Genomic DNA, 3665 nt, shown 5'->3' with positions numbered 1-3665 from the left:
CGGGCCTGGACGATCACGTGAGCCGGCATCGCGGGGTGATCCTGGGGCAGCGGAGATCACGGTGTTGGTGAAGTGTCTGTCGTGTCCTCTGCTGCCCTTTCGCGGATCCATGCTGGCGTCGGGGTCGATCATGTTGGGGTTTCATCGAGGTCCGGTACTCGGGTGTTGGGGCGGGTGTGGAAGACCCGACGGTTGACCGGCGGATACGTCGAGCTGCGCTGGGTTGTCTTTCGTGCGTGTTGCTACCGGAACGGCAGGTAGGTGCGGCATGTGAGTTTTTCGGCCTCTGGCATGTCCTGGGTGGCGGGTTGTGGGCGGGTGATGGTGATGGTCAGGGATTGATCGGTGGGTGTGCGGCGGGGCCATATTCCCGGTGGCAGGGCGGGTACCGGCGTGAGCGGGGCGGTGAGCTGTGACAGGGCGTCGGCGTTGTGGCGGTGCGCCTGGACCAGGTCGTGCAGCAGGCCGGTGGGCGTCGAGAACTGCGCTGGTGCGGGGAAGGGTGAGGCTACGTCGCGGGAGCGGTCTCGTTTGGGTGGTGTGGGTGCGGGTCCTGGTGGCGGCATGGTCGTCGGCGGGGCGGGGGCGGGTGCGGGGGTGTGTGGCGGGGGTGTGGCCAGTGGCGGGTGGGTTGGGTTCGGGGCGGGTTTGGTCGGCAGCGCCGGGTGCGGGATCGGGGGTGTGGTCGTGGCGTCGTGCCATGGCACGTCGGTGCTGTCGGTCGCGCGCAGCGAGTGGCCGTCGGGTGTGGTGGTGCCGTCTTGTTCTCTGATGCCGGTGATGCCGGCGACCTGGAAGTTGTCGGCGAGCCCGTCGATGTTGGCCATCCGCATCAAATTGTTCATGCGGGCGAACCAGGCGTGCTGGTTGAAAACCTCGCCGCTGTCGGGGACGTCTTTGAATGAGTAGTACTTCCAGGATTGGTTTTGGAACCACACGTGGTAGTGGTTGGTGCCGTCGGGGTTTCGGCCGTCGACGGTGATCGTGCCGGTGGAGCCGAGGTAGTAGTGCCCGAAGGCGTTGTGGACATCACCCATCCCCGACCCTGGTGGGTCGGTGTTGTCGACGTCGCTGGGGGTGGGCAGCCACGCGGTGCGGAACCCGATCGGGTGCCCGGCCATCTCGGGGTGGGCGTTGACGTAGGCGACCGCGTCATCGATCTTGTCCTGAATCCCCGCGAGATGGGGGTCGGCGGGATCGCCCGGGGACCGATTGCCGCCGGGCCCGCCGACATAGCTTTGGCCGTTGAAGATGGCCTGCCGCGCCCACGCCGTGCTGGTGACTTTCTCCATTTCGTCGGCCTGCAACGGGATGGGTGTGCCGCCGCGGCGGGGGTCGGTGGCCTCGCTGGGCAGGTTGCGCCAGAACGTTTCGAGCATCCGCAGAGCCATCGGTTCTTCCTCGTAGCCGAAGAATGTGGAGATCGCGTTGAAGGCGGCCTGCTCCAGCGGGAACCGTAGCGCGCGGTCGGTCAGGGACGACGAATTGTGTTCTTTGGCCTGGTTGTCGATGCCTTCGGCGCCGTCGAGCGCGAGGCCGGGGATCGCCGGCAGATACAGCGGCAGTCCGTCGTAGTTCAGCGCGGAGTCGTCGAACGGGTTGGGAGACAAAATAGGTTTCCTCTGCTCGGGTGGTGTCGGGTGCGGTAGTTTCTGCGTGGACGCCGGGTCGGTGACGAGATGTGGGTGGATGGATGGTGCTGGGTCGTCGGGTCGGGGTGCTGGCGTGCGTACTGAGTGCGGGGGTGTGGGTCGCCGGGTGTGCCAGTGCGGGGCCGCGGTTGCCGGATCTGCCGCAGTCGCTGAGCTTCACCGGCAATCTGGTCGGGACACTGGATCGGGGGATCGATGTGCACCGGCACTCATCGGAAGCGACGGGATGGGGTCGCACGATGACACGCTGCTCGGAATACAAACCCGACCGCATCAACAAGACCGTCTTCGCCGCCGACATCGTCGGCTACGTCGCCGGAGTCAAAGTGTCACTGCATCTGGGGACCTACGAGGACTATCCCGACGGCGCCTACACACACCCGGGCAAGCCGGAACTTTTGTACGTGAGCGAGGTCAACTTCCTGCATATCGCCGACGACACCGACCACGATGCCCGGTACGTGATGTCCGGTGACCGGACCGGTCGTTCGATCGAGCGTCCATTCCTGACGATCGATGCCGATCACAAGGGCGGCACGATCACGGCGAGCTACGGCAGTGATGGCCACAACCCGCCGGCGTCGTATCCCGGGGTCACGACGGTGACCGGACATTGGCAGTGCGGCTGACCGATCAGGCCGGCTCGCGTGGCCAGCGGTGACAGGACCCATCCCGCAGGACACGGCCGGATCTCGCCGCAGTGGCGACTCGACCGGACGCGGACGCCCCGGCGCGGATCAGCCGACAGCCAGGCTCGATCGGACGCTTCCCGTGCACGCACGGATGCCGACCGTGGTCGGCACGCGAGCAGATCCCGGACGGGCCGCTCGAAACGACAGGACGGGGCATCTGATCCGGCGGCGTAAGCCGCGTGGCCGCTGGTCACGGCCAGGCCGCAAGCCTAACCCCTCGTGATGTGACAAAACCGGGAAAACGATCCAACAGTGCTGGTAAAACACTATTTCCGGCAACCGGTCACGTCAGAGTGGAAGAGGAGGACCGGGTTCCGTGTCGATGAAATCCGCACAGCCATGCCGCCAGCAAGATCATCACATAAGCCCCCAACGCCACACAACCCCAACGTCCATACCGATCGGTGCGATGGATCAGTAACGAACGTTCACGGGACACGTTGGGCCGCTCCGGATTCCCGCAGGTCGAATTCCGCCGAATCTGTAACGGTTGCCGTGTACGCGGCAATGTCAACCTGTCGGAGGTTACCGATACATTACGCGCGGCATGAGAATCGGCTACGGACGGGTCTCCACCCGCGACCAGCACCCCGAGGCCCAGTACGACGCACTCACCGCAGCCGGATGTCGGCAGATCTTCCTCGACAAGGCCTCCGGCAAACTCGCCTCCCGCCCCGAACTCGACAAGGCGCTGCTGGTGGCCAACCGGGAAGGCGATCAACTGGTCGTCACCAAGCTCGACCGGCTCGGCCGCTCTCTCGAGCACCTGATCGAGCTGTCGAAGACGCTGCAGGACCGCGGCGTGGACCTGGTGGTCCTGGACCAGGGCATCGACACCTCCACCGCAGTCGGGCGCGTGTTCTTCCAGATCCTCGGCGCCATCGCCGAATTCGAACACGCCCTGATGTCCGAACGCACCCGCGACGGCCTGGCCGCCGCCCGCGCCCGCGGACGCACCGGCGGCCAGAAACCCAAACTCGGGCCACGGCAGGTGCAACTGGCGCGAGCGATGTACGACGAACTCGATGAGCGCGACAAGCGCCGCTACACCGTCGACCAGATCGCTGACTGCCGAATTCGGCGTCACACGCCCCACGATCTACCGCCATCTCCGGAAATCACGCGGGTAGCTTCAGGATTCCGGACTCTCCCTGTCGCCGTAACCGGCCAGGGAGCCCCAGAACCACACCAGGACTCTCTCCACGCCGGCCGCTGTCCCGGATAGGGAACTGAACACCGACCGACATCGGCGCACCAGACACCGGCAGCGAGTCATCACCGCTGGTCAAGGCAACTTCGTTGCTTTTCGCGCGGTTACTCA

Annotated in this window: 3 protein-coding genes; 2 read left to right on the top strand and 1 reads right to left on the bottom strand. The window is 65.6% G+C overall.

Features of this window, described 5'->3' with window-relative positions; genetic code table 11:
- Nucleotides 1–242: 242 nt before the first annotated feature.
- Nucleotides 243–1610, bottom strand: a complete 1368-nt coding sequence (locus ACT86A_RS27330; RefSeq protein WP_445095102.1) for a hypothetical protein — start codon at nt 1608–1610, stop codon at nt 243–245.
- Nucleotides 1611–1693: 83 nt separating this feature from the next.
- Here ACT86A_RS27330 and ACT86A_RS27325 point away from each other — a divergent pair, with 83 nt between their 5' ends.
- Complete coding sequence (locus ACT86A_RS27325) at nt 1694–2281, top strand: hypothetical protein (RefSeq protein WP_445095101.1); 588 nt, start codon at nt 1694–1696, stop codon at nt 2279–2281.
- A gap of 610 nt (nt 2282–2891) precedes the next feature.
- A complete protein-coding gene (locus ACT86A_RS27320) occupies nt 2892–3569 on the top strand; it encodes a recombinase family protein (protein WP_445095100.1) in 678 nt (225 codons plus the stop codon).
- Nucleotides 3570–3665: the final 96 nt, after the last annotated feature.

Source organism: Nocardia glycosmidis (assembly GCF_052545115.1).
Note: the sequence above shows the minus strand (reverse complement) of the source record. Positions and strands in the feature narration are given on the sequence as shown.

Bases quoted from the DNA above. Each gene is read 5' to 3' on its own strand.
- ACT86A_RS27320 (WP_445095100.1), top strand. From the start codon at position 2,892: ATGAGAATCGGCTACGGACGGGTCTCCACCCGCGACCAGCACCCCGAG.
- ACT86A_RS27325 (WP_445095101.1), top strand. From the start codon at position 1,694: ATGGTGCTGGGTCGTCGGGTCGGGGTGCTGGCGTGCGTACTGAGTGCG.